This is a genomic window from Edaphobacter lichenicola, from assembly GCF_014201315.1.
In the GTDB taxonomy this organism is placed as follows: Bacteria; Acidobacteriota; Terriglobia; order Terriglobales; family Acidobacteriaceae; genus Edaphobacter; species Edaphobacter lichenicola_B.
The window spans coordinates 206,701-231,543 of record NZ_JACHDY010000005.1 but is presented as its reverse complement, the minus strand read 5'-3'; the positions used below and the strand labels follow the sequence as shown (position 1 = coordinate 231,543).

Here is a 24,843-nt window from a genome sequence, read left to right as displayed (position 1 = left end):
CGTGATAGACACCAATCGCATCAACCAAGGCCCGGCTTCTGTCGGGCCTTTCCTTTGCTGCGATCACGATCTCGCAACGAAGGGGCAAGCGAAACCTTCCCGCTGCGGGCCTCGTCAACACAAAGTCCAGCCAGTATAAAAGTAGTCGGAGACCCGTTCATGAAGCTTCGCCTCACCCTCTGCCTCCTCGCCGCCACCCTCACCACGCAAGCCGAAGTCTCCCTCCCCAAACTCTTCTCCAGCCACATGGTCCTGCAGCGCGACCTGCCCATTCACCTGTGGGGCAGCGCTAATCCCGGCGAGTCCATCACCGCCACCTTCCACGACCTCACGAACACTGCGACCGCCGACGCCACCGGCCGCTGGAGCCTCTATCTTCCCCCGCAGCCCGCCGGCGGTCCGTACACGCTCACCGTCCGAAGCACCAACACCATCACCTATGACGACATCCTGCTCGGCGATCTCTGGTTCGCTTCCGGCCAGTCCAACATGGAGATGCCTCTCTCCGGCTTCGGCGCCGACACTCAGGTCCAAGACGCCGCCAAGGAGATCGCAGCCGCCAACTATCCCGAAATCCGCCTCCTCCTCGTCGAAAGAGACAATGCCGACTATCCGCTCGAAGACATCAAGACCCCTACCGGGTGGTCCCTCTGCACGCCCGACACTGCGAAGAACTTCTCCGCCACCGCCTACTTCTTCGCCCGCGACCTGCAAAAGGCCCTTGAGGACAAAAAGCAGCACGTCCCCATCGGCCTGATCGACTCCACCTGGGGAGGCACACCCGCGGAAGCCTGGACCAGCCTCGACGCCCTCGGTTCCAACGCCTCGCTGATGCCCGTCTTCGCCGCTCGCGCAGAACAGGCAGATCGCGAACCCACCGAGCTCCGTCTCGACGCCCTGGACAAACAGGCCCGCGCCGAGGGCAAGCCCACCACGCCCAACCGCGACTGGCACCCGAAATTCGACTCCTGGCGCCCCGCCGCACTCTACAACGCAATGGTCGCCCCCTTCACCCCGCTCCCCATCAAAGGCATCATCTGGTATCAGGGCGAGGCCAACTCCGCCCTCAACCGCGCCAGCCTCTACGACAAGGTCTTCCCTACCCTCATCGAGGACTGGCGCCAGCACTGGGCTCAGGGCAACTTCCCCTTCCTCTACGTGCAGATCTCCGCCTTCGCCAGCACGCCAAAGGAAGACTGGGGCGAACTCCGCGACGCCCAGCGCAAGACCCTCTCCCTGGTCAATACGGGCATGGCCGTCACCATCGACATCGGCAACGAACACAACGTCCACCCCGCCAACAAGCAGGCCGTCGGCGAGCGCCTCTCCCTGCTTGCCCGCCGCCTCGTCTACAACGAAGACCTCGCTGCCTCCGGCCCGCTCTTCCGCCTCGCCTACCCCGACAAGGGCGCGATGCACGTCTGGTTCGACAACGCCGCCGGCCTCCACACCAAAAACGGCGCACCCGAGGGCTTCGAGGTCGCCGGCGCTGACCGCATCTTCCTCCGCGCCAACGCCAAAATCAATCACGAGCCGAGCGGCGACAGCATCACCGTCTCCAACCCCTCCATCCCCAACCCGCAGTACGTCCGCTATGCGTGGCCCAACTTCCCCCAGGCCAACGTCTTCAACGGCGCGAATCTGCCCGCCTCTACCTTCACCTCGCTCGAACCACCCACTCACTAGCTGATCGTTCCTAACTGGTCATTGCGGCTGACCCAACACTCAGGATAAAGATCAGCACCCACCAGCCCACTACCACGGCCGCGGCCTTCCCACGGCTCACCTTCGCCACGATCGAGGTCCCAATCACCAGCAGAATCACATTCCAGATTCCGATCACATCGAAAAAACTAAGCGCGGTCTTCAGCCACGGAGCCGCGTCCGGCATAAAGTAGGCGGGATTCGTCCCCACAGCATTCTTCAGATTGAAGCTCTCCGTATTCCCGCCAAAGATAACCGTCACAATCGTCAGCAGCCCGCTCAACAGCCTCGGCAGCGAGGCGTACATCCATACACAGAACATCTGCCCAAACGTAGTCCGCGCTCCCAGCCCAAAGTTAAAGCTGGCCCAATTAATCAGGGCGCCAACCGCTGAGAGGAGCAGGATAATGACCGGCGTCGCATACGAGATATTTTTGGTAAACGACGCGATGCCGTGCATCCTGGCCGCACGCTGATCCTCGGGGAGGCTCTGCATCTGCTCCTCCTGCTTCGGGCTGTCGAGAATCATGTTCTCCGCCACGCGGCCGAAGCCTACCTGCCTGTCGATCGTGAAGGTCACCCCAATCGACACGATTACCGCCAGCAGAAACGGCAGCCACCAGCTCGTGCTCCGCAGAATATCGGTGAATGTCTTCGAGGGCGCGACAAACGTGTCCACCACGCGCTCCACCTGGCTCAACCCCGGCTGTCCCGACTGCGTCTCCACCGCCACCACGTCGTTCATAGACTCTCCTCGAACAAGTCTTCCGTCTGGCACAGCAAAATCAACTCTTGCAAACAATCTTCGGATTGTAGACCAGATTACAGGACCATCTGTCAGAAAACTTCAGCCCACACCGATCCATCACCGGTGCTTAGTTTCCAGTCCCCATAAGTTGAATATTGTCCGGTGAACTTGCAGCGTTCGTCATAATCTGTAGAGTCGCACTTCGCGCCCCGGAGGCGGTAGGGTCGAATGAGATCGTCAGTGTGCAGTTCGCACCGGCTGCCAGACTGCTTCCGCAACTGTTAGCTTCAATCGGGAAGTCGCCCACATTCGCACCCGAGAACGTCTCTCCAGAGATCGTGAGAATGGCGTCGCCTGAGTTGGTCAACGTCACCGTCTGAGGGATCGAGGTCGTGCCGATATCTCGCGCCGCAAACGTAAGCGAAGAACTCGACAATGAGACCGATCCGACACCCCCCGTTCCTTGGAGACTCATCGAGCTTTGTTCGTCGGTGACAAGATCTCTCACAGTGTAATTGGCCGATTCTGGACCCGTCTGGGAGGGCGTGAAGGTGACGGTCACCTGACATGGCGTCTGAGTAGCACATGTCCCGAACGATACGGCAAAATCGGTGCCCGGATAGGGAGAGCCAGAGGTATAGACAAAGGAAACTGGGTCGCCGTTTGGGGCAGATATTGCAATCGTCCGAGGCGCGCTCTGCACCCCTAATTTTGCAGGACTAAAGGTGATGCTGCCTGGAGTAACCGTGGGCGCCTGCGGATAGCCATAAATACTCGGCGGAATGGAGTTCGAGAATCCGGACGTAGCGTCTGTCACCGTAAGCGTGGCGCTATTGAAACCGAGGCGCGCAGGGGTGCCGGTAATGTTGAAGGTAGTTGTCCCAGTCGGACTGACTGTGACGCTCCCGGTAGAGTTCAAGACGAACGCACTCGCGTCTGGCCCGGTTATCGCTCCGGATAACGTCAGAACCGTACTCCCATTGTTAGTCACCACGTTGCGCCTCTCTCGGTTGCACGGTTGGGCAGGCATAGTCTCGACCGTCAAGATGCGAACAAGCCTGACCGCGCGGCCCAGAGCGGCAGCTATGCTCTGGTCTTAACATCCACCAAACCTGTCCCAAACCAGCAAATCACCGTGCCAATCCAGCGCCTTCGCGTGGTGTATCAGTTATCCTCCAACCGCTATACTGGAGAAGACTTCACAAAAGCTCAGCACCATGAGGGTTTTTCTTTTTCAACGCCCCCACCCCTATGGCTGGGAAAATTTAGCCGGCTCCGTTACCTCCCCACCGCCAGCTTGCCACCCGCGATCTGCACCATCTACGCTAGCCTCGAGAAGAATCAAGACAAACCATGACGATCCAACAAGAAGTCGAATCCATCCTCGCCGCCCTCGGCGTCCCCGCTGCCGCAACCACAAAAGGCGAGCTCACCGTCCGCACCCCCATCACCGGCGAGGTCATCGCGCAGGTCCCCACCATCACCGCCGAGGCTGCCCAAAAGGCCATCGCCCAGGCGCACGCCGCCTATCTCGAGTGGCGCAACGTCCCGGCCCCGCGGCGCGGCGAACTCATCCGCATTCTCGGCGAAGAACTCCGCGCCAACATCGAGCCCCTGGGCCGCCTCGTCACCATCGAAACCGGCAAGCTCCTCTCCGAAGGCCACGGCGAGGTCCAGGAGATGATCGACATCTGCACCTTCGCGGCTGGCCTCTCCCGTCAGCTCGCCGGACTCACCGTTCCCTCCGAACGCAGCAAGCATCGCATGATGGAGACCTGGCACCCACTCGGCGTCGTCGGCGTCATCTCCGCCTTCAACTTCCCCGTCGCCGTCTGGAGCTGGAACGCCGCCCTCGCGCTCGTCTGCGGGGACGCCGTCGTCTGGAAGCCCAGCGAAAAGACTCCCCTCACCGCCCTCGCCACGCAGGCCATCTTCGAGCGAGCTGCAAAGAAGTTTGGCAATATTCCGGCCGGCCTGGCGACCCTCCTCATCGGCGATGCAAAGGTCGGCGAACAACTGGTCGACAGCCCTCTCATCCCGCTCGTCTCCGCGACCGGATCGACCGCGATGGGCCGCGCCGTAGCCCCGAAGCTCGCCGCGCGCTTCGCCAAGGCCATCCTCGAACTGGGCGGCAACAACGCAGCCATCGTCGCCCCCACCGCGGATCTCGACCTTACCCTTCGCGCCATCGCCTTCTCCGCGATGGGCACCGCCGGCCAGCGCTGCACCACACTGCGTCGCCTCATCGTCCACGAGAGCGTCTACGACAAACTCGTCCCCCAGCTCAAGAAGGTCTACGGCTCGGTTGTCATCGGCGACCCCGGAGCGCAAGGCACCTTGGTGGGCCCACTCATCGACGAACGATCCTTCAACGCTATGCAGAAGTCGCTCGAAGAGGCCCGCAGCGCTGGCGCGACCATCACGGGAGGAGAACGCATCTTCACAGCGAACCCCGAGACAGCGAACCCCGAGGCCTTCTACGTTCGTCCCGCCCTCGTCGAGATCTCGTCACAGGCCGAGGTCGTAAAGCGCGAGACCTTCGCCCCCATCCTCTACGTCCTCAAGTACAGCGGCTTCGGCGACGCACTCGCCCTGCACAACGACGTGCCCCAGGGGCTCTCCTCGTCGATCTTCACGATGAACCTCCGCGAAGCTGAGCTCTTCCTCTCCGCCACGGGCTCCGACTGCGGCATCGCCAACGTCAACATCGGCACCTCCGGCGCGGAGATCGGCGGAGCCTTCGGCGGCGAGAAAGAAACCGGCGGCGGCCGCGAGTCAGGCTCCGACGCGTGGAAGCAGTACATGCGCCGCGCTACCAACACCATCAACTACGGAACAGATCTGCCCCTGGCGCAGGGAGTCAGCTTCGACATCAGCTAGCCGTTTGCGAATCGAGCTCAGGCCGCAAGTCCCAGCGTCGAGTTGATCGTCGCCAGTGCCGCCTTCTCCTCATCCGAGACCAGGGTGCCGCCGAAGCCGAGAAATCCGCCCTCCTTCGTAGCCTCCGCGGTCGCTTTGGCGACACCTGCCAGCCACTGCTTCACCTCGGTTGCTTCTTCAGGTGTGGCCTTCTGTGCCAGCAGATCGGAGGTCCGCTTCAGGATCTCGGTCGCCGCCGCCTGCACCTGAACGGGAGTTGCCCCAGCGGGCGGCTTCGGAATCGACATCTTCTGGGTCAGGTCTTGCGCAAGATCCTTCAACAACGGTGTCTGCGCGCTTCCTGCTGCCTGCAGAATCATCTTGCCTGCTGCGGTGGACTCCTGAACAAGGCCAATGGGGCCGCTGGGGCTGGCCGCCACAACCAGAATGCTCGCCATAAACGGAGAGGAACGCAAGAGGTCCCACTCATCAACGCTGAAATCCGCTCTAGTGCTCATAGAAAGTCCAGCTTTCCGCCCCTCGCATTACGCGGGATCTACCGCAAGGGGCTCATGGATTCCGACAGCAAAAAGATTGGCCCACCAATCGCTGCCGGACCTTGAGGCTATCGAGCCGTGTGACCCATGTCAATCGGGCAACGGTGAATTTAGGGAGAACAAAGACCGAGTTAGTGACCGGATTCGCCTTATTCCATTACCGCAACGATGTACGATGACTCCGAGGAAGGATTGCAACCAGACTGATGAATCGAAGCAAAAGACCAGCGTTTCTCTTCGCCATCTTCTTAGCCAGCACCCTCGCCGTTTCGGCTCAAACCGCGCCCGTCCGTCCCCGCATCCTCGGGATCTCGCACGTCGGATTCTTCGTCTCCGATCTTCCCAGGGCGCTCGACTTCTGGCACGGTCTTCTCGGTTACGACGAACCCTACGACCTTAAGAACCCCGACGGCACCATCCACATTGCCTTCATAAAAATCAACGATCATCAGCACGTCGAACTCTTCAACCAGCAGCCACCGGCAGGCTCAGGCCATCTCAGCCACATCGCCTTCGTAGTCTCGAACGCCGAGCAGATGCGTCGATACCTCGCCTCTCGCGGCGTTCCGGTTGGCAACAAGGTCAGCAAAGGCATGACCGGCGACCTGAACTTCGAGATCAAAGATACCGACGGCAATCTCGTCGAGTTCGTCGAACCCCAGCCGGACGGCATGGAAGCCCGTAACGCCGGCAAATTCCTGCCTGCAACACGCATCTCCGACTCTATCTACCACCTCGGCTTTCTCGTCGGCAGCAGCGAAAAGTCCATCAAGTTCTACGGCGACGTACTCGGCTTCCACGAGTTCTGGCGCGGCAGCTCCAACGGCACGCAACTAAGCTGGATCGACATGCAGGTGCCCGACGGCAACGACTACGTCGAGTTCATGCTCTATCGCGATCTTCCCGCACCCGACAAACGCGGTGGCCAGGAACACATCTCGCTTCTCGTGCCTGATGTTCAAAAGTCCATCGCGACCCTCGAGGCTCGCCCTGCCTTCCAGACCTACGGCAAGCCCATCGCTCCACACACCGGCGTCAACGGCAAACGCCAGGTCAACCTCTTCGACCCCGACGGCACCCGCGCCGAACTGATGGAGTCCGAGACCGCCAACGGCAAACCCGTTCCACCCTCCACCGCGCCACCACCGCGCTGACTCGCTGACTCGCTGACTCGCTGACTCGCAAAAAAAATAGCTGCAGCGGAAAGCGAGTCCGCCACAGCCATCTCTCTAACAAAAGCTACTTCGCAGCTGCAGCGACCTTGCCCGCCAACCGGCCATCCATATCCGCCAGCACATAGGCCACGACGGACAACATCGCTGCGTTCTTGCGAAACTCCTTCGGATCGACCTTATCCAGCGTGTCCGCCTCGGTGTGATGCCAGTCGAAGTAATGCAGATCCTCGGTCCGCGGAGCCAGCGCAGGGACGCCGTCGTCGGTGAGCGGCTCAATGTCTGATCCACCGCCGCCTGGCAGTACCCTGTCCGCACCGATCGGCCCCAGCAGCGAAGCGATATCCTGCAACGCCGCAAACGACTGCTGCTGATCCGGAGGCAGCTTGCTCAAATCAAACGGCGGCGCGCCCGGCATCAGCGACTCGAATCCGCCATACCCAATCCCCAGCGGCTTCTCCGCGCCTTCATCCATCTCGATCGCCGCCACCTGTTCGCCGATCTTCGGCCCAATCATCTTGCGATAAGCCTTGCCACCCGCCTCGCCGTTCTCTTCGTTCACCCAGAACACCAGACGGATCGTCCGCTTTGGCTTCAGCCCCAGCTTATGGATCAGCGTCACCGCCTGAAACGTTCCCATAATCCCCGACCCATCATCCTGCGCACCCTGGCCCACATCCCACGAGTCGATGTGTCCGCCAATCACCACTACCTGTTCCGGATGCTCGCTCCCCACAATCTCGCCCATCACATTGCCGGCCTTCACGTCAGCCTCCATATGCGCGTCCATCTGCAGATGCACCTTCACTGGCCCTTCTTTGCACAGCCGCTCGATCATCAACGCATCCTCGATCGAGATCGCCGCCGCCGGAATCTTCGTCACCTTCTCGTCGTAGTAGAGCGACCCCGTATGCGGCGTCTGCATCGCCAGCCCCGTAGCCGACCGCACCAGCACACCCACCGCGCCCTTCGCCGCAGCCTTCGACGGCCCAATCGCGCGATACATCACGTTCACCCCATAGCCATGCCAGCCCGGGTTGAACACGACAATCTTTCCCTTCACCTGCTCCGTCGACATCGCATCCAGCGCCTCAAAGCTCGGCACAAACACTGCCTCAGCCGTAATCCCGCCCTTCGGCGTGCCCACGCTCATGCCGAGCCCCAGCATATGCAGCGGCTTCGTCACCGGCGCAACGATCGCACCCGACTCCTCCCCCCGCACCCAATGCGGAACCATCACCGGCTGCACGGTCACATTCTCGAGGCCGGCCTTGCGCATTAGCTCCGCGCCCCATTCGACCGCCGTGTTCAGCTGCGGCGAACCACTCAACCGTTTGCCAATGTGATCGCACAGGTACGTCAGCGCCACATACCCATCATCGTCGGTCTCGCCAGCCTTCAAAATTCGATCGGCTTCCGCCTTGTACTTCGCCGCGAGTGGCCCATGGACAGCCTGCATCGACACCGGCGGCGGCGTATCCGGCGCGCCCATCTGCGCCACCCCCGACTGAACAAAAAACAGCGCAGCCCCCATACCAAAAGCGGCAAGACCTTTCATGCGAATCTCCTTTTATTTGCAACGGATTCATTGACCATAAAACCTCGCTCCTCCAAACACAAGGAGAGGAGCAACTCTGCAGCCGCCGAAGCCTGCCCAAAGCCGTCCATACACCGTCATCCCCATTCCCCGGCCGTCTCGCGTAGCATCTCAAGTACGAGCGCATGATCAACCTCCCCCGAACTCCCCGACCTCTGCTCTCCTTCTGCCTCGCCTGCACTCTCAGCGCAGCCGCTCCCATCGCCTCATCGCAGACTCTCGCCCGCCCCGGCTGGGTTGGCTCCGGCATCACCACCGACCTCTGGTGGAAGCGCGCCATCATCTATGAGATCAACCCCGCCGACTTCAGCCCCGCCGGAGACAATCCCCTCCACGGCATCGCTCATCGCCTCGACTACATCCACTCCCTCGGCACCGACGCCATCCTTCTCACGCATCTGCAGCCCGATCCCGCTCACGCCGAGACGATCGACCCCACCCTCGGCTCCCTCGACGAGTTCGACGATCTCCTCCGCGAAGCCAGCAGCCGTCATCTCCGTGTCCTGCTCGACCTCGACCCCGCCATACCTGCCGACGATCTGCCCAACGTCGCTCGCTTCTGGCTCAACCGCGGCGTCGCAGGCTTTCATATAAGCGGCACCAGCGAAGCCGCCCGCGAACAGGCTGCGACCCTCCGCACTACGACCGCAAGCTACCTCGGCCAGCGCATCCTGATTGTCGATGCGGACCCCAACTTGACCGCAACTGCCCAGCCTCAACCGCAGCCGCAGCCCGCCACGCGAGGCCGTCATCACGCACACTCCCGCTCGCGACGCCAATCGCACGCAACCACTCAGAACTCCACAGCACTCGACACCCAATCCCCGCAGCTCCTCCTCGACGACCGCCTCGGCGCCATCACCCCACTCAACGCCGCCGCCATCCGCCCCATCATCGATCGCCTCCAAGACATTCAGCAAGCCGGGCACAGTCTCCCGCTCCTGGCCACCGACGGCCCCGCCTTCACCCGCAGCATGAGCCGCTACGCCGACGGCCAACACGATCTCGCCATCGCGAAACTCCTCGCCACCCTCCTCTTCACCACCCGCGCCGAGTCGCTGCTCTACTACGGGCAGGAGCTAGGCGTCCGCGCCTCCTCTTCCTCCGACACAGCCATACCGCTGATCCTGTGGGACGCACCACCCCCTGAGAAACCCGCCCCCGTCACCGAAACCTACGTCCCGTACAAGCCCACCACCAGCGAGACCTACGTCCCCTACAAACCACCCACTAGCGAGACCCATGTCCCGTACAAGCCTCCCACTACCACGACCAGCGCTCCGCTCGACGCCACGCCGAACGCCGCTCTCGAGGACGCCGATCCCAACTCTCTCCTCAACTGGTATCGCCAGCTCAGCGCGCTCCATCACGGCAACTCCACCCTCGCTTTGGGCACCAGCTTCACCATCAACCGCGACGACCAGAACGTCCTGGTCCTGGTTCGCAGACCAAAGGTAGTCTCGGCTACCTCCCCGGTCATGGTTCTGCTCTTCAACCTCACCGCACAGCCTGTCCATCTCTCACTCAAAGACGACACAACAAAACTCGGCCTGCGCGGCAGCTTTCTCCGTACAGTGCTCCGCACAGACGACAGCATCGGCACCATGCATCTCGAGGAGATGACGCTCGCACCCTACGTCGCCTACATCGGCGAACTCCGCTACTAGAGGGTCGTTATGCTGACGTTCCCATCCGAGGCGCGAATGCTGAACGGAACGCCGCCACTATTCAAATGCCCGTGGAGATGATGACCCCTCGACTCCCTGCTGTCGTAGTGATCCATCGTCAGCGGAAGCGTGCAGTTCAGGTGTCCATCCCCTGTTGCCACATCCATATCGGCGGAGAGAGCCTGCGGCAGCCGGATAGAAACCCGCCCATCTGAACTCTTGATCTGTGAAGCGCTCGTAAGCTGCGACCCCGGAGAAAGCGTAAAGTCCAGGTTCCCGTCGCTCGTCTCCACCTGAACCGTCGTGAACTGCCCATCGATCTTCATACTGCCATCCGAACCTCGCGCATCAAGAGTGCCAACCACGTTATGAAGACTGACGCTCCCATCCGAGGCAACCAGGTGCACATCCCCTTTGATATTTTCGAGTTCGACCGATCCGTCGCCGGCATGGACTTGAACCTTGCCCGTCAGATCCTGCGCGGACAGATTACCGTCCACTACCCTCGCATCCAGATCCAGCTTTGCCGGAGTCTCCACCGTCACCTTCGTCCTCCGGCTCGCGTTCCATTGAATGCGAAAGGTGTGCGGCTTTTCTTTGATCGTGAAGGAGACATGATCGCCCTCCTGGTGCTCCTCGATGGAATAGTCGTTCAGATTCTGAGTGGACTCCACATGAACTCGGATCTCCTTGCAGTCACCGCAGGAGCGGATCTCAAGCCCGCTATCGCCCGTCTCCACCGTAAGCGAAGCAGCCCCTCCACCCACGGCATAGACCTTCTGCCAATCGTGCTCTGAGCTCTGAGCAAACACCGCAGAAGATGAGGAAGCAAGAACAATCGCCGCGGCTGTAGCGGCGAATCCGATGGAACGCGTAACGAAAGAGGACATAGTGATCTCCTGGCTGCAAGAAATGGCAAAGAGGAGTACGCGGACGAGGCCAGCACGGTTCCACGCCTGTGTGTTTCCATTTAAGTTAAGTTCTTTTTTGCGCTGTCATGCTGACCCTAATCAGCCGAGGGGGGGAAGAACTGTCACACCTGCCTGGCCTATCGCCTACGCCAACTCCCCAACCGACAGTCCAGCCCGCCGCACCGGCAGCAGCGTCTCGTATCCCGCATAGACCCGGTCAAACACCGCATCCCAGCTGCAACCCAGCGCATACTCTCTCGCCCTCAGCCGCATCCCATCCAGCCGTGCCCTGTCTCTCACCAGATCCGCAACTGCTGCCGCAAAGTGATCATCTTCCGTTACAAATCCCGTCTCGCCATCCCGCACGATAAACTTCGGCCCGCCGTCAGGAGTCACTACTGCAGGCACACCACTCGCCAGCGCCTCCAGCACCACATTCCCGAACGTATCCGTATGCGAAGGAAACACCAGCACATCCATATTCGCGTAAGCGTGTGCCAGCGCGGCCCCGCGCAACACGCCCGCAAACTCAGCCTCCGCCAGCTCCTGCCTCAGCTCCGCCTCGTCGCTGCCATGCCCGACGATCAGAAACTTCACGCCGCCCACTCCCATCGCCGCGAGCTCTCTCCGCACTCGCGCCAACAGCTTCACATTCTTCTCAATCGAGAGCCGCCCCACATATCCCAGCACCACCGTCCTGTCACTCTCCTCGCGCGTGCGGTGCGCCGGCGAAAACCACTCCGTATCCACGCCGCGCTGCATCAGGTAGCAGGGCCTTCCCGTCGTCCTCTCCAGCATGCGGCAGAGCTCTTCATTCGGCGCAAACAAAACCTTTGCCAACTGGTAAAACCGCGAAGTAGCCCACAGCGCACCCGCCTCCACCCCGCGCTCGGTCGTCGCACCCGCCCGCGACGACAGCCTGTCCGTCAACCACCCCATCCTTCGTGCCGCGTACTCATGCACATTCGTGTGCCACGACGCCGCCAGCGGAATCCCCAGCTCCCACGCGAAGTAAGCGCCAAACATCCCCAACTCACTCGGCCCCGTAATGTGAATCACATCCGGCTGAAAGCACTCCAACTGCCGCCGAATCGCTCCACCATGCCGCCAGAACAGCGTGTCGAACTCAAGATCCTTCTCCATTCGAACCGACGTGCGGCTCCGCCCCAGCTCCAGCGTCCTCAGCTCCCCTGCCTGCTCGAAGGCCCCCACCCGCCCGCCGGCGCGAACACAAAGAAACGGCAGCTCATGGCGCTCGGCATACGCCACAAAGTTGCGGCTCGTATGCGCGACCCCATTCACCTCATGGAACGAGTCCGGAAAGTAGGCAACACGCGGCACCCGCATCGCTTTAGACTACCTCTCGCGCTCCGCAGTCCGGAAAAATCTTACACAAGATAGAAAAGAAGAAAGACAACGCCGACCAAAGGGAGGCCCCATACCGATCGCCAATCAAGACCGGTATACAAGTCACGAAGTGACCGCCCTCCGCGTAGGAGGCCCGTCCGGCAGGACAACAACCCCTAGCCTCTAAGCATCCAGCTTAGCCAGCGTAGCCCGCATCTCCCCGCTGTCATTCCAAGCCATCCGAAGCCCGTTCGACACCGGCCCCGCACCCATGATTCGAACCATCACCAACACCGCCCGGAAGAATGCAGGAGCATGGCCTGTCGTCCACAGCCGCGTCATCGGCTGTATCACGCCCTCGGCATCCGGATGGTAGACCCGTTCATCCCACAATCTCGATCCCTCCGGAAACTCAGGGTAGTTCCGAATCGCATCCAGGGTCGACTGCAGAATCCTGTGCTTCCACGGCTCGGCATACTGCGGCATAAACAACACATGGCTCTCGCGCTCGCGCCTCACCTCGTAGACAAACTCATTGAAGCTCGTCGCCCGCGTCAGATTCACATTCGCATTCGGCTCAACGCCATGGCGGTCGCCGCCGCTGATCACCAGCTGATTCCACTTCCCGGCAAGCGTGGAGGTCTCGCGATTCTCCTTCCAGTCGCGCAGCCCATTCAGCTCCAGCGCATGAACGAATTGCCCATTCACCGCCAGAAACTCGTTCACCAGCACCTCATGCTTCTCCTTGCCCACGCGATACAGATCCCACAGCGGGTGGTTGAACACAATCAGTACTCCCGGCTGTTCATCGAGCTCCGCCAGCATCTCGGTCAGCAGCTTCGGCGCTCTCGTTACCACCGGAATCGCGGTAAAAGCAGCCATCCGCTCCATCCACTCCGCCCCAGTCGCGCTCGGCAGATTGTGGATCCCTAGGTGAAAGGCAGTCGCCCCGAACGGCACCGTCCACTCCACCGATACGGGAATATGTCGCGACGAGGGAACCGTCCGCAACAGCATCGGCGCGTTGATGTCGTCGTGATCGGTAATCGACACCAGCCCCTGAATCTGCAGCTTCTCTTCGATCTGCTTCCGCTCCAGATCGAACGCCAGACTCGGAGTCAACGGTGGCGTCCAATATGCCCGCGCATAGTCAGCATCGATTCCAGTCAGCCGCTTGCTCCTCTGCTCGCCCCACCGAATGATCGGCTGCAGAAAGCTCCATTCCTTCGACAGCTCCGAGATGAAATCCAGAGTCTCCTTCGACTGATTGGTATGGCTGTGCAGCGATACGCCCGTCGCAAAGCCCTTCGCCGCCTCCGGTTCCCGCCACAGATACGACACGCTTGACTGGCTCATCGGGTAACCCCCTCGGCTCTAGGCCCTCAGGCTGCTTACGAGTGCAGTATCGGGTCGCTATGTGACGAGGATGTAACTGCACCAACAATGCAGCTTCAAAATCCCTAAGCCCCGTATCTACAATGATTCCCCAAAGGTTGTAGTCTGCTCCTCAAGACGAATTCCGGAGCGTAAATCGCCCGGCTCGTCTGAACGGGGATCTCGCAATGGCCGCAGCCCATCGTTGTCTTTAGCACACGGAGCGCAACCAAAATCTAGTTCGGTTTACCGCTCGAACCTCTGTTCGATTGCGGCCGAGACCCCGACGACGGCTTCCCCGCCGGCCTCGACTGTGGAGCGGGCCGGCTCTGGTTGTTCGGTCGACTCTGTGTCGGCCGAGGCTGCGGCGCCGGTCTGCTCTGATTCGTGGGCCGCGGCTGTGTAGGCCGAGGCTGTGGCGTTGGTCGGTTCTGTTGCGGCGGACGGTTCTGTTGCGGCGGCCTGCCACCCTGCCCCGGCTGGGACGGGCGGCCCACACTCTGACCACCCCCTGGACGGCCTCCATTCCCCGGACGGCTTCCATTCGAACCACCAGGACGATTCCCCGGCGTAGTTCCAGGGCGATTCCCATTCGATCCGCCCGGTCTATATCCCGGAGTTCCAGGACGCGAACCTCCTGGCCGGCTCCCGGAATGCCCAGAGGTTGGGCGTCCCGGACGGTAACCTGGTTGACCATAACCGGGACGGCTGTATCCAGGCCGATTCGCCGACATCGGTGGCCGATAGTTCGACGGACGATATCCCCAGTTCCCGCCGTATCCCGGACGGTTACCGTATGGCACCGGCCGTGGACGATAATACGGCCGCGGCGGACGGTACCCGCCACGCCATCCACCCCACGGGCCATGGTTGTAGTAGATGCTGCGCCCGCCCCAGTTCCATCCCCAGCCACCCCAGCCCCATGGCTGGTTGTTCACCAGCAACGCACCAATCCCGATCCCCACCCCAAAGCCAATGAGCGATGCCGCCACCACAGTGCCAGTACTCGGCCCCACGTAAACCACCGTCGGGTCATACTGCGGGATATAGACCGTTTGCGGATTTGTCGGTTGAATCACATAAACCGGTTGCCCTGAATTCTGCTGCACCTCAACCTGCTGCTGTGGCGTGCTGCGCAACGCACCCGACGTGTAAGCCTGCGAACGCAACCGTTGAATCGATGCCGACACCTCCGCCTGATTCGACGAGACGGCACTCCCGATCGCAGCGTAGTCGTCGATGTTCTCGGCCATCATCTCGATCACCGAAGGAAAGCTGGTGAGAGCAATAAAGGCAGGGTCGAAACCGTTTTTCTGCGCCGCGTCCGTCAGCTCCGTTCCGCTCAGGTTCTTATTCAACGCCAGCCAGTTATCGACATCCAAGATCTCCTGAGGATTCGTTGAAGCCGTCGTAATCTGCGCCAGCAGCGAGTCAGGATAGAGCGCTATCGGCGCCAGCAACTGATCCAGTTCCGCAGGCGTAGGAGGTGGTGGCGGGGCCGCAGTCGCTTGAGCCAGAAGGGTCGCCCCGAAGCTCTGGAACATCAACACTGCGACGAGAAAAAGAGCGGCAGGAACACTTGGTTTCCGTTGCATGCATGACCTCGAGCAAAGATAGGTGCCGCGAACGATCGAACGAACTTCTTCCAGCTTCAGCCAGAACAAGATCCTATCAGAGCAGAGCAGCAGCCTCTCCTGACTCCCCTCCCGCACGTCGACCACACGCTGTCGTCAACCTCTGACGATCGGTGTGCAAGCATCCATCAGCGATCTGCCTTACCGCGTCTTCGCGATATCCGGCCCCATCAGCTCCTGCACGCTCGGCGCAGGATCGTCTGAATTCTGCTGCTTCTCCAGCCTCGCCTGCTCCCGTTCGTAGTCCGACTCGAGATGATTCTCCGTCAGCCCCGTCTTCAGCAGCTCGAACGCCTGCTCCGGCGTATCCGCAAACTCAAACAGCTCCAGGTCCGCCGTCGCAATCGCGCCCTTCTCCGCCAGCAGCTCCAGGTTGATCACATTCTTCCAGTAGCTCGACCCATAAATCACCACCGTGATCTTCTTCGCCAGCTTCCTGGTCTGCGCCAGCGTCAGCAGTTCGAACATCTCATCCAGCGTCCCAAAGCCGCCCGGAAAGACCACCAGCGCCTTCGCCAGATACGCGAACCAGTACTTCCTCATGAAGAAATAATGAAAGTCGAAGCTGAGTGCCGGCGTAATGTAAGGGTTCGGATGCTGCTCAAACGGCAGCTTGATATTCAACCCGATCGTCTTGCATCCAGCCTCATACGCCCCGCGATTGGCCGCCTCCATAATCCCCGAGCCACCGCCCGAGGTCACCACAAATCTGTGACGCCGCCCGGGCAGCGTCTTCGACCACGACGCGACCAACCCCGCCAGCCGCCGCGCGTCCTCATAGTAACGAGCCATCTCCACCGCAGCCTCAGCCAGCCGCAGCTTCTGCGCACTCGCCTCGCCGCTCGCTATCTCCTCAGGACTCGCCGGCTGAGCATCTTTAGGAGCTGGCTCGCTCGAACCCGTATTCGCCAGCAGCTCAAGCTCCGAGCTCGCCACATCCAGCGCGCGAAACCGCGCCGAGCCAAAGAACACCACCGTATCCTGAATCCGCTCCCGGCGAAATCGCGCCATCGGCTCCTGATACTCCGCCAGGATCCGCAGCATCCGCCCATCCGGCGAACTCAAAAACTCCGCATTCTCATACGCCAGCGGAGCCTGTTCCTGCGTCTCGGGCACCTTAGGGTTCATACTCTCTCACTCATTTTGAAGTCGCTCATCCCCGGTAGTCGCGGTAGTGCACCGCCTCGGAGATACCGATCCAGACATCCAACAGCCCCAGCCCGGAGATCATCCCCCGCACCGCGCCATTATGCAACACCGCCGCAAGCCACGGCCGCGCCAGAATAAACTCGTTCCGGTCCCATATCCGCGTCCACCACGGCAGCACCATCACCAGCACGCCCAGGTACACGCAGAACAGCACGAGCACAAACAGCGACAGCCGCTGCAGCCAAACCGGCGCTGATCTCTTTGCAGGCTCTCCCTGATTCACCGGCCGCTCTTCCACCGTCGGCTCAGGGTTCGGAAATAGTTGTGGCTGTCCGGACATCAAACTCCGCATCAAACGTTCTGCGCAAAAACCTCTTCTGCTCGAATAACTCTCAAGTCTGACACTAGCAGAGCGCTTCGTCCTTGTCTCTCCAACCGAAGCATCATCCCAGGCTCCCCCCAACCCACGTCGCTCATTTTGCGGGAGTTGGCAGCCCAGCCGGAGCCCGCGTATCGTGCGGAAAATCCAGCCGCAGATCATACGTCGAACGCGTTCCCGTCACCTTGATCGGCAGCTCCAACCCCGCACCATTCTTCTTCAGCAGCTTGTCGAACGGAGCCAGCAGCATACTCTTCCACCCTGTCGTCATCTGCGAGGCCGTCGCCTGCGTCCTCACCTTCCCATGAAACTCAAACGTGCTCGGAACCAGCAGCATCTGCCCGTCGGCCAGCATCTCCGCCCCAGGCATCTTGTAGTCCAGGTCCGTCACATCCAGCACCGCATTCGCAATCGAAAACTTTCCGCTCAGCGCCGACCCCACCACCTCCGCCTCCTGCGCATTCGCCTGCTTCGGCCTCCCCTGCGCTCTCATGCTCAGCGAGTCCATCTTCGCCTGCATCTCCGGATTGTTCAGCATCCCCTCCTTGATCGCGAACGTGCCCTGCGCCCTCATCTTGCGCGAAACACTCACCGGCCCCGCAGGATCGACGAAATGCACGTTCGCCGCAAGCGCCCCTCGCATCAGCGGCGGGTTCGACTTCAACGCAAGGCTCAAAATATCCTCAAGCCGCCCCCTCTCAATCACCACACTCAGGTCGGTATTATGACCCGGCACCCCCACCGCCCGCGTCACCGCCCCACGCGCCGTAATCTCGGTCCTGCCCAGCCGCGCCCGCACCGGATCCAGCCACGTATCCCCCGTCGTCCCATCCACCACCGCATGAAACTCCGTATGCAGCGGCACCGCATGATCGCTGATGTCCAGTCGAAAGTCCGGCGTCTCCGTCGTCCCATCCGCAGTCAAGTTCCCCAGCGTCCCGCCAAACTTCCCCGTCGAAGACAGTATCCCGCCCAGTCCATGAATCGAGGACAGGTCCGCATGAGTGAACTCGTAGTCCCCATCCAGTGGCGTATCCCGCGGATTGTCCCCCTGCCACGGCCCAAAGTGCCCCGTCGACCGCACCTCTCCCACCGGCTTCGGATTCACCAGCACCGCCGTATAGTTCAGCGGCTTCTTCGCACCCACGTCGGTCAACACCACGCTGCTGATGGCAAACTCCAGCGGCTTCTTCCCCGGCTTGCTCGTCTCCAGCGTCACCTTCGCGTCCGTGCACTCAATCCTGTCCACCACAATCCCCAGCGCCGACTGCCCCGACCGCTTCGGATCATCCGGCTCCCGGACACCGCGCTCTCCCTTCGGCGGAATATTCACCCGCAGCCCCTGGACCTTCACAGTCACCAGCCGCGTCGTAGGCCGCAGCAACTCGCGCCATCCCGCCCTGAACTCAAAGCGATCGACCTCCAGCATCGGCGGCGCATCGGGCCTCGCATCCGGCTTCGTCGGTCCCGCCAGGTAGAGAATCCGCAACCCTCCACCGGTCACAATCATCTCCCTGGTCATCGAAAGCTCAAGCCGATCCAGCTCCACCGGGCTGTGAAACCGCGCCGAGAGCGTCTCCACTACCTTCTTCCGCAGCATCGGCTGCATCTGCCTCAGCCCCCACTCCACCGCCAGCGCACCCGCAACCACCAGCACCGCAAAGCTCACTCCCACCCAGACGATCCACCGGCTCCGCCACCATCTCCGGCGCTCCGTCGATGCCGTCTCCATCACCTCATCCTTCAATACTCTCTCCTGACGCTTCCATGCTACCCGTCTCGCACCTTTTCCATTACGACACTGTCCTGCCGGACGGGCCGCTGCGCTAGGGTCCCCACAAACGAAGATCTGTTTGTGGGGACCCCAGTTCGGGCGATCACTTCGTGATGGGTATACCCCTTCGGTTGGCGCTCCCGTTGGTCGCGAGGGAAGATTGTGCCGACCAACGGGAGGACCACGCGAAGCTCTAAAAAGGCGTGTGAACGCCCGCCGCCCGCGCAGGGCGCCCGTCCGGCAGGACAGCTTCTTACTTCTTAGACGTTAGCCGAGTAACGTCCGTCTTGCTTAAGGGCACGGCTTCAGCCGTGCCGCAACAGCTTCGCTCGCATTGCGGCTTTAGCCGCTGAGGTCCGCATTTCATTTCGAAGTCATCACCCGCTAAATCCCCTCCGTGGTCCTCCATTGCGTCAACCGCTTCTCCCGCCCCTTCCACTCCTCGGACGAAAACAGCCTCGGCCCCACCTCGATCAGCCGCGGCATCATCTTGAACACCGCCACCCGGTTCCACGGCCCGCCATTGCGCATCCGAAAGCCCTTCTCATTCAGGTCGCTGACGATGCTTGCATACGAAAAGTCCTGCCCCAGCAGATCCATCATCAACATCAGCGTCTGGTTCTCCCTCGGTTCTACCTCCAGCCGCATGCAGTCCTCCGAGATCCGCAGCCCATAAGGAATCTCTTCCCCAAACGCGCCCTCCGTCGGAGCCTCCTGATCCGGCAACTCCCGCCTCCACTCCATCGACACCAGTTGCCATCCGGCAGCCGTCCGCTGCCTCATCATCTCCGGGCTAAACGGCCCCGAGACCACATCGCGAACCCTTTCGAAATAAGCCATCCCAGCCTCCGCAATCGAGAACTCTACCCAACAGAACCTGCAATTCCCCTACCAAAACTGACGCCAGGCGAGAAAACGGCAACTGTTGTGCCGACGGGACATAACTAAACCCCGACCCAAAAACCTCGCGCCCTCTGCTGTCCGGTCCCGCAAATCGCTGTTCGCTTTCGGACGACACCGTCTGTTCCCGAGGCGGTCATGCTATCGCTCTCAACGCACCCCCTGAAGCTGCGCCCGTTGAATCTTCGCCCGAACATCCTCCCCACGAAAGATCGGCGACGAGCAAGCCTGCGCCGTACAAAGAAAAAGCGCAGCCCGCTTCAACGGAGGATACGTTACGCTGGTCGGCAGCGGCGCCGGGTCTGCCGGATCGCGTATCTCAATCAACTCATGCGACGTAATCGAGCGCAGCGCAGCCGCATGCAGCGCCATCACCTCCGCACTCGCAGCCGCACCCACCACCGTGACGTGAATCGGAGCCTCCGTCATATCCTCATTCGCAAGCAACACCCCAGCCGACAGCGGCTGCAGCGCAACCGACTCCGCCGCCAGAAACCGCATCGCCTCCGCAGCAGTAGCTCGAAACCGCTCATCCCCCGAAGCAACCGCAAGCGCCGAAGCAAACCTGACCAGCGCAACATTCTCGTCCCGATCAGGATGCGGCCGATACGCAGCATCCGTAGCCTTCTGTGCCGTAACAAATCCCCCACCCGCCACAGCCGGCGCAAAGTGTGCCGCAACATACTGCGCCGCCGCAGCCGCAGCCTTCAAATCCCCGCGATCCCCCGTAACGTTATAGAGCGCCAGAAAAGCCTGCCCCATCGCCAGCGTATCGCCAAGATAAGGGCCCGCAGCATCAACGTCATCGTGCCGAAAACCATCCCCGGGCAAACTGCGATGCACAACGATCCAGGCCGCCGCACGCTGAGCCTGCGCCAACGCCGACCCATCCCCGCTCGCAGCATAGTAGTCGCACAGCGCCGCGATCATCCACCCATTCTCGCGAGCGTACACATGCGTATCCACCCGCGGAATCCCCTGCGCCCTCCGCCCTGCATCCGAAAGTTTGAAGTAAGCCTCATTCTCCTGCCCATCATGCAGATCCGCATCCTGCGAAACAAAAAACACACCCGCCGAAGGAGCCATCAGAAAGTTTGTAACGTAACCATGCACAGACTGCGCCGCACTCAAATCCTCCGGACTCTGCGTCTGTGCAAAGGCGAGCGAGTACTCCCGCAGCGCGTCCGCCTGAATCGAGATCAGCTTCTCGAAGTGCGGCTCCGTCCAATGCCGCCCAACAGAGTACTGATACATCCCACCCCACACCGGGTCCAGCAGGTTCGTCGCATCATGCAGCGTATCCGCCGCCCGCTTCGCATACTCCGCATTCCCCCGCCCACCCTGCCGCATCGCATACTCCACCGACTCTTCATCCAGATACTTATGAACAAACCCCCACCCGCCAATCGGCTTGTCATACTGCTTCTCATACTGCGCCTCAATCCGCGCCAGCAGCGCCGGCCTGATCGCCGAATCCGAAGCCGGCCGAAACACAGCCTCCCTCTCGATGCTCGGCCCCGGCGAAGGATCATCAATAATCGCCTGCAGCATCGACGACATCAGCCGCGGCGGCAGATATCCCTGCCGCTTCACAATCTCCGACCCATTCGCTGCAAACACCACCGTAGCGGGCCATCCATAGTCCTGATACCGATTCGAGATGTCCGGCCGCGAGTCCTGATCCACCTTCACCAGCACATACTTCTGATTCAGCAGCCGCACCACCGCAGGATCGCGATACGTCACCTCATCCATCACATGGCACCAGTGGCACCAAACCGCCTCCAGGTCCAGCAGCACAAACTTATGCTCCGCCCGCGCCTGCGCAAACGCCGCATCCGACCACGGCTGCCAATGCAAAGCTACCGGCGCCGCAGGAGCCGAAGCCCAACCCGAACCAGTAAGCGCCATCAATGAGAGTAGGACCGCCGAGCGTAATCGCATAGTCACTCCAAGTACGCACCACAGCCCTCAAGCGGATTCTTCGGGCGCCCTGCGCGGCAGGACACACGCGTTTCCCCACACAATGAGAAAATAGAAACAAATGCTCCAACTCTCAGCAGCCGGCAAACGCTTCGGCCAAAAACTCCTCTTCGAAGACGCGAACTGGCTCATCAATCCAGACGAGCGCACCGGTCTGGTCGGCGGCAACGGCACCGGCAAATCCACCCTCCTCAAGATCATCGGCGGCATCGAGTCCCTCGACTACGGCACCATCACCCGCAACAAAGGCGTCACCCTCGGCTACCTCCCGCAGGACGGCCTCGCCCTCCGCGGCCGCACCGTCTTCAGCGAGTGCCTCTCCGTCTTCGACCACCTCCACGAGCTCGAACGCGAGTCCATCGCCCTCACCACCACACTCTCCGAGGCCGACCCAAAATCGAAAGAGTACGCCACCGCAGCCGAACGCTACTCCGACATCGCCGACCAGCTCCACGTCCACGACATCTACAACCTCGACTCGCAAGTTGGCGCAGTCCTCGGCGGCCTCGGCTTCTCCAAAGAAGACTGGGACCGCAACACCGAAGAGTTCTCCGGCGGCTGGCAGATGCGTATCGCACTAGCCAAGCTCCTCCTGCAAAAACCGTCTCTGCTCTTACTCGACGAGCCCACCAACCACCTCGACATCGAATCCCGCAACTGGCTCGAAACCTACCTCCACGACTACCCCAACGCCTACATCCTCATCTCGCACGACCGCTACTTCCTCGACGTCACCGTCAACAAGACCGTCGAACTCTGGAACAAGCGCATGCACACCTACCACGGCAACTACGAGAAGTACGTCGCGCAAAAAGAAGAGCGACGCACCCAGCTCATGAACGCGTACAAAAATCAGCGCGACCGCATCGACGCCCTCGAAGCCTTCATCAGCCGCTTCCGCTACCAGGCCACCAAGGCCAAGCAGGTCCAGTCCCGCATCAAAGAACTCGAAAAGATCGAGCGCATCGAGGTTCCCGAAGATGAGTCCACCATCCACTTCTCCATCCCGCAGCCCCCGGCCAGCGGCCGCACCGTCCTCGAAGTCAACAACCTCAAAAAGATCTACCCCACCCCAACCGGCGGCGAAAAACTAATCCTCGACGACCTCAGCTTTACCATCGAACGCGGCGACCGCATCGCCCTCGTCGGCGCGAACGGCGCAGGAAAATCCACCCTCATCCGCCTCCTCAGCCGTCAGGAAGCCGCCACCGCAGGCACCATCCGCGAAGGCCACAACGTCCTCTCAGACTTCTTCGCGCAGGACCAGTACAAAGTCCTCGACCCCGCCGCCGGCATGCTCGACGACATCAGCGGAGCCGCCCCCAAGGTCCCCGTCGTCGAACTCCGCTCCCTCCTCGGCTGCTTCATGTTCTCCGGCGACGACGTCTTCAAAAAACTCGGCGTCCTCTCGGGCGGCGAACGCAACCGCTACGCCATGGCCAAGATGCTCGTATCGCCCTCGAACTTCCTACTCTTGGACGAGCCCACCAACCACCTCGACCTCCGCGCCAAAGACGTTTTGCTGGACGCCATTCGAAACTTTACCGGCACCGTCCTCTTCGTCTCGCACGACCGCTACTTCATCGACGGCCTCGCCACCCGCGTCTTCGAAGTAGAAGACCGCCGCCTCCACATCTACCCCGGCAACTACGAGGACTACCTCTGGCGCAAACAGGGAGGCCCCGAAAAAGTAACCGAACAGATTACAAACTCCATCGCCCCAACCCGACCCGGCACAAATCCGGGTGCCCCATCCTTCACGTCTTTTGTGAAGGGTGGGTTATCGAGCGAAGCTCGACCGCTCTCTCCCGAACCCGGCACAGAACCGGGTGCCCCAGGTCTCGATTCTGAGACCTGGGATTCCGCAGCGGCCACAACGCCCGCCGTCCCCGCCATCCCAATCAAGCGCCTCAACCCCATCAAGCTCAAGCAGCTCGAAGACCGCCTCCACCACGCCGAAGAAGAGATCCCACGCCTCGAATCCCTCATCGCCGCCGCCGAAGCCCGTCTCGGCAGCTTCACCTCCGCCGATCAATCCCAACGAGACGCCGCCGAACTGGACGCACTCCGCGCAAAGCGCGCAACCCTCCTGGCCGAGTGGGAAGAACTCTCCCTGACCCTCGAGGAGCAGCAAACTGCCTAACCCAGGTCATCGGGGCGAGCAAGCATACAATTGCAGGACGGGGAGACCGATATGATTTATCGAAAGATCAACATGGAACTGATCGTCATCGAAGATGAAGCCGAGGCGGTAGTCGAACAGTTGAACGCGGCCCTCGATCGCCTTGAAGAACGGCACGCGATCTTCGGCGGGGAGATCGAAACAGCTGCTATCGAGCACCCCGGGACGCGAAGGAGATCGGCATTCACACACACTATGGCTGCGGGTGAGACGGCGGCTTCCGCCGTCAGGATGGCAGGTGGAAAGGTCGTCGACGCGCTCCGGAAAGTGATCTGACCGAAGTTCCAGCCAACTCCGCACAGCTCGCACAGCCCGCCTCGTACCTCCTCAAAAATTGGGTCACCTTCTCCATCAAGCTCATTAGGCTCCAGGATTCGTTCAGAAGGCCCTGAATACAGGCTTGAGTGGTCCTTCAGTCTGTAACGCGGGCGTCCTTCAACTCACCATTGTTTAGTGACCTGGAGCCGGAGCGTACGCGGCCAATATCCGGCCTCCGAGCGAACACACCCAACGGAACTACAAGGAGCGATATATGGCATGGCTAACGGAGCAGCAGTTACTCGCATTGACACCAGCCCAGCTAAAGACGTACGCGGGCACTCTGCAAACGGCTCTCAAAGCTAAAGAGAGCGTGATTGATGGCCTTATCGACCTGACGAGCACAGAATTCGCGAATCCGAATTCAGTACCTCCAAACATCGCACGAGGCCAAATTCAACTCGGTCAGGATATTGCCGCTGTAAGGGACGACTTCACAATCCCGGTGCTGGCGCTCTCTCATGTTGTTGGTAGCGCGACGATTCCTCCATTTCCCGAGAAAATCGGAAACCCTTTCGACGCAACCTTCCTCAGAGAAACCCTGATCGGTCTTCAAAGCTTTACTGCGTGACCTACGATCTGAGTTGC

20 protein-coding genes are annotated in these 24,843 nt (G+C 61.0%); 7 read left to right on the top strand and 13 right to left on the bottom strand.

Annotated features, from left to right (window positions below; genetic code table 11):
- The first annotated feature begins 159 nt into the window (after positions 1-159).
- Positions 160-1,686, top strand: coding sequence for a sialate O-acetylesterase (locus HDF09_RS16365; protein WP_183768270.1), 1,527 nt, complete (start codon positions 160-162; stop codon positions 1,684-1,686).
- Between the two features lie 10 nt (positions 1,687-1,696).
- Here the strand turns inward: HDF09_RS16365 and HDF09_RS16360 are convergent, their stop codons facing one another.
- Both HDF09_RS16360 and HDF09_RS16355 read right to left on the bottom strand, forming a co-directional pair.
- Positions 1,697-2,449: a Yip1 family protein gene (locus tag HDF09_RS16360; protein WP_183768268.1), complete on the bottom strand. Its 753-nt coding sequence runs from the start codon at positions 2,447-2,449 to the stop codon at positions 1,697-1,699.
- Between the two features lie 130 nt (positions 2,450-2,579).
- On the bottom strand, positions 2,580-3,482 hold the full coding sequence (locus HDF09_RS16355; protein ID WP_260181392.1) for a choice-of-anchor D domain-containing protein: 903 nt from the start codon (positions 3,480-3,482) through the stop codon (positions 2,580-2,582).
- 323 nt (positions 3,483-3,805) lie between these two features.
- Between HDF09_RS16355 and amaB the strand changes: the two genes are divergently transcribed.
- Entirely contained in the window at positions 3,806-5,332 is a 1,527-nt protein-coding gene (gene amaB, locus HDF09_RS16350) for an L-piperidine-6-carboxylate dehydrogenase (RefSeq protein ID WP_183768264.1), read from the top strand.
- Between the two features lie 17 nt (positions 5,333-5,349).
- Here amaB and HDF09_RS16345 read toward each other — a convergent pair whose 3' ends face one another.
- Positions 5,350-5,829 carry a hypothetical protein gene (locus HDF09_RS16345; RefSeq protein ID WP_183768262.1) on the bottom strand — a complete coding sequence of 160 codons (480 nt, stop codon included), beginning with the start codon at positions 5,827-5,829 and terminating at the stop codon, positions 5,350-5,352.
- Between the two features lie 245 nt (positions 5,830-6,074).
- On the opposite strand from HDF09_RS16345, the gene HDF09_RS16340 reads away from it, so the two are divergent.
- Positions 6,075-7,022 carry a VOC family protein gene (locus HDF09_RS16340; protein WP_183768260.1) on the top strand — a complete coding sequence of 316 codons (948 nt, stop codon included), beginning with the start codon at positions 6,075-6,077 and terminating at the stop codon, positions 7,020-7,022.
- Between the two features lie 85 nt (positions 7,023-7,107).
- Here HDF09_RS16340 and HDF09_RS16335 read toward each other — a convergent pair whose 3' ends face one another.
- Positions 7,108-8,598 (bottom strand): M20/M25/M40 family metallo-hydrolase, encoded by a 1,491-nt coding sequence (locus HDF09_RS16335; RefSeq protein WP_260181391.1) that lies wholly within the window; start codon positions 8,596-8,598, stop codon positions 7,108-7,110.
- A gap of 164 nt (positions 8,599-8,762) precedes the next feature.
- On the opposite strand from HDF09_RS16335, the gene HDF09_RS16330 reads away from it, so the two are divergent.
- The gene (locus HDF09_RS16330; protein ID WP_183768258.1) at positions 8,763-10,304 is read left to right on the top strand and encodes an alpha-amylase family glycosyl hydrolase; all 1,542 of its coding nucleotides are present in this window, start codon (positions 8,763-8,765) and stop codon (positions 10,302-10,304) included.
- Here the strand turns inward: HDF09_RS16330 and HDF09_RS16325 are convergent.
- The 9 genes from HDF09_RS16325 to HDF09_RS16285 all read right to left on the bottom strand — a co-directional run bounded on the left by HDF09_RS16325 (position 10,301) and on the right by HDF09_RS16285 (position 21,716).
- Complete coding sequence (locus HDF09_RS16325) at positions 10,301-11,194, bottom strand: DUF4097 family beta strand repeat-containing protein (RefSeq protein WP_183768256.1); 894 nt, start codon at positions 11,192-11,194, stop codon at positions 10,301-10,303. The two genes, HDF09_RS16330 and HDF09_RS16325, sit on opposite strands and share 4 nt — an antisense overlap.
- Positions 11,195-11,359: 165 nt before the next feature.
- A complete protein-coding gene (locus tag HDF09_RS16320; protein ID WP_183768254.1) occupies positions 11,360-12,562 on the bottom strand; it encodes a glycosyltransferase in 1,203 nt (400 codons plus the stop codon).
- Positions 12,563-12,745: 183 nt separating this feature from the next.
- On the bottom strand, positions 12,746-13,918 hold the full coding sequence (locus tag HDF09_RS16315) for a hypothetical protein (RefSeq protein WP_260181389.1): 1,173 nt from the start codon (positions 13,916-13,918) through the stop codon (positions 12,746-12,748).
- 254 nt (positions 13,919-14,172) lie between these two features.
- Positions 14,173-15,531, bottom strand: coding sequence for a DUF3300 domain-containing protein (locus tag HDF09_RS16310; protein WP_183768252.1), 1,359 nt, complete (start codon positions 15,529-15,531; stop codon positions 14,173-14,175).
- Between the two features lie 180 nt (positions 15,532-15,711).
- Complete coding sequence (locus tag HDF09_RS16305; RefSeq protein WP_183768250.1) at positions 15,712-16,698, bottom strand: LOG family protein; 987 nt, start codon at positions 16,696-16,698, stop codon at positions 15,712-15,714.
- Between the two features lie 25 nt (positions 16,699-16,723).
- Positions 16,724-17,071, bottom strand: coding sequence for a hypothetical protein (locus tag HDF09_RS16300; protein WP_260181388.1), 348 nt, complete (start codon positions 17,069-17,071; stop codon positions 16,724-16,726).
- Between the two features lie 121 nt (positions 17,072-17,192).
- Entirely contained in the window at positions 17,193-18,845 is a 1,653-nt protein-coding gene (locus tag HDF09_RS16295) for an AsmA family protein (protein WP_183768248.1), read from the bottom strand.
- Between the two features lie 411 nt (positions 18,846-19,256).
- Positions 19,257-19,712, bottom strand: coding sequence for a recombinase family protein (locus HDF09_RS16290; RefSeq protein WP_183768246.1), 456 nt, complete (start codon positions 19,710-19,712; stop codon positions 19,257-19,259).
- 210 nt (positions 19,713-19,922) lie between these two features.
- Positions 19,923-21,716, bottom strand: a complete 1,794-nt coding sequence (locus HDF09_RS16285) for a DUF255 domain-containing protein (RefSeq protein WP_183768244.1) — start codon at positions 21,714-21,716, stop codon at positions 19,923-19,925.
- 100 nt (positions 21,717-21,816) lie between these two features.
- Between HDF09_RS16285 and HDF09_RS16280 the strand changes: the two genes are divergently transcribed.
- The 3 genes from HDF09_RS16280 (at position 21,817) to HDF09_RS16270 (ending at position 24,826) form a co-directional block, all read left to right on the top strand.
- Positions 21,817-23,898: an ABC-F family ATP-binding cassette domain-containing protein gene (locus HDF09_RS16280; RefSeq protein WP_183768242.1), complete on the top strand. Its 2,082-nt coding sequence runs from the start codon at positions 21,817-21,819 to the stop codon at positions 23,896-23,898.
- A 51-nt stretch (positions 23,899-23,949) separates the two neighbouring features.
- Positions 23,950-24,213 carry a hypothetical protein gene (locus HDF09_RS16275; RefSeq protein ID WP_183768240.1) on the top strand — a complete coding sequence of 88 codons (264 nt, stop codon included), beginning with the start codon at positions 23,950-23,952 and terminating at the stop codon, positions 24,211-24,213.
- A 256-nt stretch (positions 24,214-24,469) separates the two neighbouring features.
- Positions 24,470-24,826: a hypothetical protein gene (locus tag HDF09_RS16270; RefSeq protein ID WP_183768238.1), complete on the top strand. Its 357-nt coding sequence runs from the start codon at positions 24,470-24,472 to the stop codon at positions 24,824-24,826.
- The last annotated feature ends 17 nt before the right edge of the window (positions 24,827-24,843 follow it).

Bases quoted from the DNA above. Each gene is read 5' to 3' on its own strand.
- HDF09_RS16330 (WP_183768258.1), top strand. From the start codon at position 8,763: ATGATCAACCTCCCCCGAACTCCCCGACCTCTGCTCTCCTTCTGCCTC.
- HDF09_RS16310 (WP_183768252.1), bottom strand. From the start codon at position 15,531: ATGCAACGGAAACCAAGTGTTCCTGCCGCTCTTTTTCTCGTCGCAGTG.
- HDF09_RS16365 (WP_183768270.1), top strand. From the start codon at position 160: ATGAAGCTTCGCCTCACCCTCTGCCTCCTCGCCGCCACCCTCACCACG.
- HDF09_RS16305 (WP_183768250.1), bottom strand. From the start codon at position 16,698: ATGAACCCTAAGGTGCCCGAGACGCAGGAACAGGCTCCGCTGGCGTAT.
- HDF09_RS16360 (WP_183768268.1), bottom strand. From the start codon at position 2,449: ATGAACGACGTGGTGGCGGTGGAGACGCAGTCGGGACAGCCGGGGTTG.
- HDF09_RS16335 (WP_260181391.1), bottom strand. From the start codon at position 8,598: ATGAAAGGTCTTGCCGCTTTTGGTATGGGGGCTGCGCTGTTTTTTGTT.
- HDF09_RS16320 (WP_183768254.1), bottom strand. From the start codon at position 12,562: ATGCGGGTGCCGCGTGTTGCCTACTTTCCGGACTCGTTCCATGAGGTG.
- HDF09_RS16290 (WP_183768246.1), bottom strand. From the start codon at position 19,712: ATGGCTTATTTCGAAAGGGTTCGCGATGTGGTCTCGGGGCCGTTTAGC.
- HDF09_RS16355 (WP_260181392.1), bottom strand. From the start codon at position 3,482: ATGCCTGCCCAACCGTGCAACCGAGAGAGGCGCAACGTGGTGACTAAC.
- HDF09_RS16285 (WP_183768244.1), bottom strand. From the start codon at position 21,716: ATGCGATTACGCTCGGCGGTCCTACTCTCATTGATGGCGCTTACTGGT.
- HDF09_RS16300 (WP_260181388.1), bottom strand. From the start codon at position 17,071: ATGCGGAGTTTGATGTCCGGACAGCCACAACTATTTCCGAACCCTGAG.
- HDF09_RS16340 (WP_183768260.1), top strand. From the start codon at position 6,075: ATGAATCGAAGCAAAAGACCAGCGTTTCTCTTCGCCATCTTCTTAGCC.
- HDF09_RS16280 (WP_183768242.1), top strand. From the start codon at position 21,817: ATGCTCCAACTCTCAGCAGCCGGCAAACGCTTCGGCCAAAAACTCCTC.
- HDF09_RS16315 (WP_260181389.1), bottom strand. From the start codon at position 13,918: ATGAGCCAGTCAAGCGTGTCGTATCTGTGGCGGGAACCGGAGGCGGCG.
- amaB (WP_183768264.1), top strand. From the start codon at position 3,806: ATGACGATCCAACAAGAAGTCGAATCCATCCTCGCCGCCCTCGGCGTC.
- HDF09_RS16345 (WP_183768262.1), bottom strand. From the start codon at position 5,829: ATGAGCACTAGAGCGGATTTCAGCGTTGATGAGTGGGACCTCTTGCGT.
- HDF09_RS16325 (WP_183768256.1), bottom strand. From the start codon at position 11,194: ATGTCCTCTTTCGTTACGCGTTCCATCGGATTCGCCGCTACAGCCGCG.
- HDF09_RS16275 (WP_183768240.1), top strand. From the start codon at position 23,950: ATGATTTATCGAAAGATCAACATGGAACTGATCGTCATCGAAGATGAA.
- HDF09_RS16270 (WP_183768238.1), top strand. From the start codon at position 24,470: ATGGCATGGCTAACGGAGCAGCAGTTACTCGCATTGACACCAGCCCAG.